Source organism: Gemmatimonas sp., from assembly GCF_041689975.1.
Lineage (GTDB): Bacteria > Gemmatimonadota > Gemmatimonadetes > Gemmatimonadales > Gemmatimonadaceae > Gemmatimonas.
On the sequence record NZ_JBDNFF010000169.1, the window covers coordinates 1 to 6,495 of the forward strand.

A 6,495-nucleotide genomic window follows, 5' to 3' on the forward strand; every position below is an offset into this window, starting at 1 on the left:
CCATCGCGTGGTCTGAGCACACGCCCCTCGTCACCGCATTCCGCGGACACCAACAACTGGCCGCCGGTCCACTGCCAGACGTCGCGCGCGTGGTGTGGCGGGCCATCAAGGAAGCCGAGCCGCCACACGAAGCCGTGCTGGTGTTCGACGACGCGACCGGTGGTGTGATCGATCTCGAGATGCGCGGCGACGAGCGCCGCATGCTGGCGCACCTCGAGGCCACGTGGCGCGTGGTTGAGGTCGTGCGTGATCCCGAGGTGGGCATTGCAACGGCGCCGCGCGCGCGTGGACGTCCGAGGCTCGGCGTGGTGGCGCGTGAGATCACGCTGTTGCCGAGGCATTGGGAATGGCTCGCAACGCAGCCGGGTGGTGCGTCGGTGGCGCTGCGAAAGCTCGTGGAAGCGGCACGTCGCACGCATAGCGACGACGATCGCGCGAAAGCCGCACGTGACGTAGCCTATCGTTTCATGAACGCGATCGCGGGGGATCTGCCGCAGTTCGAAGAAGTCATCCGCGCGTTGTACCGCGGCGATGAAGCGCGCGTTCGCGAGCTCCTGGCTGAGTGGCCGGACGACATTCGTGATTACGCGGTGCGGTTGGCGTTCGACAGCAACAGCCAGAAACAACAGCCGGAACACGGAGATCACGGATTACACGGGAAACAACACGGATAAGCGAAACAGCGCTGTTCATCTTATCCGTGTTGTTTCCGTCCATCCGTGATCTCCGTGTTCCGGCTGTTGCTGTTGCTGTTGCTGTTCTTTTCGTTGCGGCAACCGACGCATGGATCCCACTGCTCGCCGCTACTTGAGCCCCGCCGCCCGCTGTTCCAGCTGTGCCGCCAACACGCCCCGGTTGGTGGCCCGCAGCAGCGTCGCATAATCACGCAGCGTTTCCCGCAGGTCCGCCGATCCGTTGCCGATTTCGCGGATGGCGAGCGCACGCTTATACAACGGCTCCGCCTCCGCCTCGCGCTTGCTGTCACGCAGCACACCCGCCAGCCCGTTCAGCGACACGGCAATCGACGCGTGCCCCGGCGCATACAACCGCTCCTTCGACGCGAGCGCCTGACGAAACAGCGGCTCCGCTGTCGTATATCGCTCGAGCTTCCAGAGTACTTCGGCCTGGTTGTTCATCACACTCACCGTGAGTGGATGCTCGACACCATACGCCCTTTCCATGATGAGTCGCGCCCGCTCGTAGTACACGGCGGCATCCTCGTATTTTCCGTCGAGATAATAGTACGCTCCGATGTTGTTGAGCGTGCTTCCCACGTCGGGATGATCACTGCCCAGCGTACGCTCCTGTCGCGTGAGCGTGAGACGCCAGAGCGAATCGGCCGCCGCATTGCGCTGCTGTGCGCGATACACCGCGGCCAGCCCGCGCATATCACGCAGCGTCCGCGCATCATCCGGCGTGCGCACCTTCGCGTCGATGGTCAGGACGCGCTGATACAGCGACTCCGCCTCGGCCAATCGTGTTTGCCGCCAGCGCAGCGCTGCCAGCATGGACAACGTGGAGGCCACATCGACATGCGACATCCCATAGCTCTGTTGGCGAATGGCGAGCGCGCGCGTGAGGTACGTGTTGGCGGCATCCAGATCGCCGAAATCACGCGTCAGTTCGCCCAGCGAAGTGAGCGTCTCACCCACCAGCACATCGTTCTCACCCAGCATGCGTTCGCGCGTGCGCAACACGTCTTCGAGCAGAGCTCTCGCTTCGGGATACCGCCCCAGCGCCGTCTGCACCGTGCCCATGGTTTGCATGAGACGGGATTGCAGCAACGGCTGCGACGCGAGGTCGGTGGTGACACGGCGAATACCTTGATCGAGAATCGCCTGCGCTGTGACACTGCCACGACGCGATACCGTGGGGTCGGACTGGCGGAACAGGTCCACCATGAAGTCAGCCACCTGCTTGGCCGACTCCGCTTCTCGCGCCGCCATCTGTTCGGCCCGGCGCGCGCGTACAAAACCCACCGTGGCCGCCACCGAACTGGTAGCTACCAGCACCGTGGCCACGCCGACCACGATCACGCCGACCTTGTGCCGACGGATGAACTTGCCCATCCGGTACCGCGTGCTTGCCGGACGCGCCGACACCGGCTCGTTGGTCAAATAGCGTCGGATGTCGGCGGCAAATCCGTTCGCCGTTTCGTAGCGATGCGCACGGTCGGGGTGCATCGCCTTCATTACGATCCAGTCGAGGTCCCCGCGCAGTTCCGCCTGCAGGTGGCGCCAGTCGGTGCGACGGCGATGCGCGATCGTGTCGCTCTGCGCGACGGCACTGGAGAGTCCCACACTGGGCGTGGGCGGAATCGTGTCGCCGCTCGAGAGTCGCGCCAGAAACTCGTAGTACCCCATCTTCGCCGGATCGATGGGCAGATGACCCACCAGCAACTCGTACAGCATCACGCCCAACGAGTAGATGTCGGCCCGCGTGTCCACATCGATCGCGGTTGAACTGGCCTGCTCGGGACTCATGTAGGCCACGGTGCCCATCGCAAAGCCGGCCAGCGTCTTGGCTGTCTGGTCCGACTGCGGCGGCCCCATCGCCTTGGCGATACCGAAGTCTATGATCTTCGCCTGCGGATGTCCGTCTTCTTCGGTGACAAGAATGTTGGACGGCTTCAGGTCGCGATGAATCACGCCCTTCTGGTGCGCATGCTGCACCGCTTCGCAGATCCCGATGAAGAGCTGCAGGCGATCGCGCACATTGAGCCGACGCGTGTCACAGAACTCCGAGAGCGGCAAGCCGCGCACCAGCTCCATGGCAAAGTACGGCTGACCCGTTTCGGTGCTGCCGGCCTGCAGTACTCGCGCGATGCCGGGGTGATTCATGACCGCCAGCGCACGCCGCTCCGCGTCGAAGCGTGCGAGCAGATCGCGCGCGTCGTCGAAGCCGGCGCGTATCAGCTTGAGCGCGACACGACGTCGGACTGGTGCTGTTTCTTCGGCTTCATACACGACGCCCATCCCGCCTTCACCAAGTAGCTGGATGATGTCGTACGGGCCGATGCGGGTAGGATGGGCGAGCGTCGTCTTCATCAACTGTGGCTACGCGACGTCAATTCACGATGATGTCGGGGTCGATGACCACGCGCACGGAGTCTCCGCTCACACCGATCGCACACGCCAGGCGCACGTTGTACCCGTAGTCGCCGTTCTTGTCCTTGATCTTCGTCTTCGCATTCCCTTTCAGTGGGGAGGCCTCGTCGAACGGCCAGCTCTCCGCCGTTTTTTGCGTGAGCTCGAACGCAGCACCCGTCGTGGTCTGCATATTGAACGTCACGTCGCCCTTCTTCTTCATGCGCAGCACCCACTTGTCGACCACGACGTCCACCTGGTTTCCAGCGGCACAGTTGGCTGTGATGGTCACGGTCTCCTGGTTCCGGAATTCAACACGGGGATCCGCAACGGGCTGCTTGCACGCTGACATCGCCACGACGGCCGTAGCGATGGTTCCGGTAAAGACGCACTTCAATGTGTGGCGCACGTAAACCTCCTCGGTCTCGGCGAAAGGGGAATGGCTCCAGTGAGCTGGACATTCGTATTCCCGGATAGCTTGGAGCGCCGCGTATCCCATGGCAAGTGCGGCGAGTGGGACACGCATGAGCTTGCGCGTTACGCGATAGCCAGGCGTTCCGGCAGCAACGGGAGGCGCACGACAAACTCACTCCCGCTGCCACGCCCCTCGCTGCATGCCGTCACGGTGCCCCCGTGCAAGTCGACCAGTTGCCGTACAAGAGACAGCCCGATTCCCAGCCCGCCCTCGCGCGCATCATTCCCGCTTCCGACCTGGGTGAACAACTCGAACACGTGACATAGCATATCAGGCGGAATGCCTGCCCCGTCGTCACGAACGCGGATCACGGCAGCACCATCCTCGCTCGCCGCCGAGAGGCTGATATGCCCTCCAGCGGGCGTGTACTTGGCGGCGTTGGCCAGCAGGTTGGAGACCACCTGGGCCAGCCGCGTGGGATCGCCACTCACCCACAGCGGGTCGGCGCACGGAGCGATCTCGAGCACGTGCTGGCGGCTTTCGATGAGCGTTGCGCTCAGCTCGACGGCTGATAGCACGACCGTCCGTAGGTCAACCGGCTGGCGTCGGAGCGTGAGCGTACCGCGGCGCACGCGTGCCATGTCGAGCAGGTCCTCAACCAAACGGGCCATGTGCGCGGTTTGTCGCGCGATGATGCCTGACGCGCGTTGGCTGACCGCGCTATCAGCCTGAGGAGATTGCAGGAGTTCGGTCGCATGCGCCAGCGCACTGAGGGGACTGCGTAGCTCGTGTGCCACAGCTGTCAGGAAGTGATCTTTCTGTCGGTCTGCCTCTTCCAACTCCCGCGACCGCGCGCGCAATTCTTCCTCCAACCGCCAGTGATCGGTCATGTCGCGGATGGCGCTGGCAAAGAGACCCCCCGACTCGGGCGGCAGGGGACTGATCGCCACGTCGATCGGGAACTCACTGCCGTCCTTCTTTACGCCGAACAGGTCGAGGCCATGGCCCATGGGCCGCGGGCGTGGATCCACCGTGTACGCGCCACGATGCGCGATGTGCGTGCTGCGTAAGCGCTCCGGCATGAGCACTTCGAGGGGACGGCCAACGATTTCCTCTCGGGAGTAGCCGAACAGTTTCTCAGTTTGGCCGTTGATGTGCACGACCATGCCGCCACCGTCGATAATGACTACCGCGTCGGGGGCGGCTTCGAGAAAGCCGTGGAAGATCCGCTCGGGCTGACTGGCTGGGGGCATCGGCCGCCGGGGTGAGTGTAGAAAGTCGAGCATGTTGCCCGAGGCGGCCAAAAGCAAGAAGGGTTTGGACGACGCCGACAGGGCCGATTATCGGTTCGGGACCGAACCAGCTTCCGCGGCAGCGGCGGTGACAGCGTCGACCGGAGCGCCTAGCGGCGGTGCTCGTCGCTCGGGAGGTGGCGGCGTTCGTGCGCGATCGCCAGGACTTCGATCGTGTCGTTCCCGGTTCGATAGGACGCGCGGCGAACACGAGCTCGAACACGCGTCAATGCGGCCTCATGCTCGACAGTGCGCCCCGCGTCTCGCTCTGAGACTACCGTCGCGGCGACACCCGCCAGAGTTCTCCGTTCGACTGGTCAGTCACGATGTACAGCGCGCCATCAGGACCCTGTCGTACATCGCGCACGCGCTGGTTACGACCGTCGAGCAACACCTGCTCGCCGGTAACGCGATTGTCAGCGATCGTGAGTCGCACGAGCCGCTTACTCTTCATGTCGCCGACGAACAGGCTGTTCTTCCAGGCCGGAAAGGCATCACCCGTATACCACTGCGCGCCCGACGGGGCGATGACGGGATCCCAGTAATAGACCGGCTGCTCCATGCCGTCGAGCTGTGCACGAGCACTGCCGGCCGGGCTGGTGATCGGGAATGCGCCCGTATACTCCATGCCATACGCCTGCAGCGGCCAGCCGTAGTTCTTGCCCTTCTGTATCTGATTGAGCTCGTCGCCGCCGCGCGTCCCGTGCTCGATCGTCCACAGTTTGCCCTGCGTGTCGAACGCCGCCGCCTGGATGTTACGATGCCCGCGTGACCAGATCGCCGGTCGTGCACCCGACTGGCCCACGTACGGGTTGTCGGGCGGAATCGCACCGTCACGCGTGATGCGCAACACCTTGCCGAGATCGCTGTTCAGCTGCTGCGCCTGTGGACGCATCGGGGTATCGGAGCGCTCGCCCATCGTCACGTACAACATGCCATCCGGACCGAACGCCAAGCGCGAGCCGTAGTGCATGTCGCCGTTGTACACGGGCATGGTCTGGTAGATCACCTTCACGTTTTCGAGGCCACGCTGATCGGTGGCCATGGTGCCGCGCGCCACACTGGTGGCATTGCCGCCTGGACGAGGCTCGGCGAAGCTCCAGTAGATGGTGCGATCGGTGGCGAAGTCGGGGCTGAGCGCGACATCGAGCAGGCCGCCCTGACCACGTGCATCCACGGCAGGAAGACCGGTGAGCGGTTCACCCACGACACCGGCGGCGGTGACGATGCGCATGCGGCCCGGCTTTTCCGTGACCAGCAGACTCCCGTCGGGCAGCGGCTCCACCGACCACGGATTGACGAGCCCTCTGGCCATCACGGTCACATCGAACGCCACGCTGTCGGAGAGCGCACAGGCGCGCGTCTGCTCCTTGAACGCAGGCTTTTGGTCCGCAACTTCCGGCGGGCGAGTTTCGATGGGAGTGCAACCCACGGTGCCTGTGGAGCCTGTTGCAGCAGCCGATGTGTTCGAATCGTTTGTCGCCTTCTGCCGACCCGAACAGGCGATCATGCCTGAGAGGAGGGTGAGGGTGAACAGCAGTGGTGATGTACGCACGCGATCCTCCGAAAGCTCATGTGTGGACATTGACAACGTCGCGATTGGCATGGCACATCCGTGACCGTGAACAACGGGTACACTTCGACGATGTACTCCAGCGTGTGGGGCGGCGTCTCGACAACGGGGAGCAAGGCGAGTGCCACG

6 protein-coding genes are annotated in these 6,495 nt (G+C 63.9%); 2 read left to right on the forward strand and 4 right to left on the reverse strand.

Translation table 11 applies throughout. The annotated features are described in order from the left end of the window. Positions 1–2 precede the first annotated feature (2 nt). A complete protein-coding gene (locus ACESNG_RS10825; RefSeq protein ID WP_373061460.1) occupies positions 3–674 on the forward strand; it encodes a DUF2239 family protein in 672 nt (223 codons plus the stop codon). A 129-nt stretch (positions 675–803) separates the two neighbouring features. Here the strand turns inward: ACESNG_RS10825 and ACESNG_RS10830 are convergent, their stop codons facing one another. The 3 genes from ACESNG_RS10830 to ACESNG_RS10840 form a co-directional block, all read right to left on the reverse strand. Beyond that, positions 804–3,047 (reverse strand): tetratricopeptide repeat protein, encoded by a 2,244-nt coding sequence (locus ACESNG_RS10830; protein WP_373068944.1) that lies wholly within the window; start codon positions 3,045–3,047, stop codon positions 804–806. Positions 3,048–3,066: 19 nt separating this feature from the next. Further along, positions 3,067–3,378 carry a hypothetical protein gene (locus tag ACESNG_RS10835; protein ID WP_373068946.1) on the reverse strand — a complete coding sequence of 104 codons (312 nt, stop codon included), beginning with the start codon at positions 3,376–3,378 and terminating at the stop codon, positions 3,067–3,069. Between the two features lie 245 nt (positions 3,379–3,623). Beyond that, the gene (locus ACESNG_RS10840; protein WP_373063036.1) at positions 3,624–4,754 is read right to left on the reverse strand and encodes an ATP-binding protein; all 1,131 of its coding nucleotides are present in this window, start codon (positions 4,752–4,754) and stop codon (positions 3,624–3,626) included. A 158-nt stretch (positions 4,755–4,912) separates the two neighbouring features. Between ACESNG_RS10840 and ACESNG_RS10845 the strand changes: the two genes are divergently transcribed. After that, positions 4,913–5,065, forward strand: coding sequence for a hypothetical protein (locus ACESNG_RS10845; protein WP_373068948.1), 153 nt, complete (start codon positions 4,913–4,915; stop codon positions 5,063–5,065). A 2-nt stretch (positions 5,066–5,067) separates the two neighbouring features. On the opposite strand, the gene ACESNG_RS10850 is transcribed toward ACESNG_RS10845, so the two are convergent. After that, positions 5,068–6,348, reverse strand: a complete 1,281-nt coding sequence (locus ACESNG_RS10850; protein WP_373063034.1) for a PQQ-dependent sugar dehydrogenase — start codon at positions 6,346–6,348, stop codon at positions 5,068–5,070. Positions 6,349–6,495: the final 147 nt, after the last annotated feature.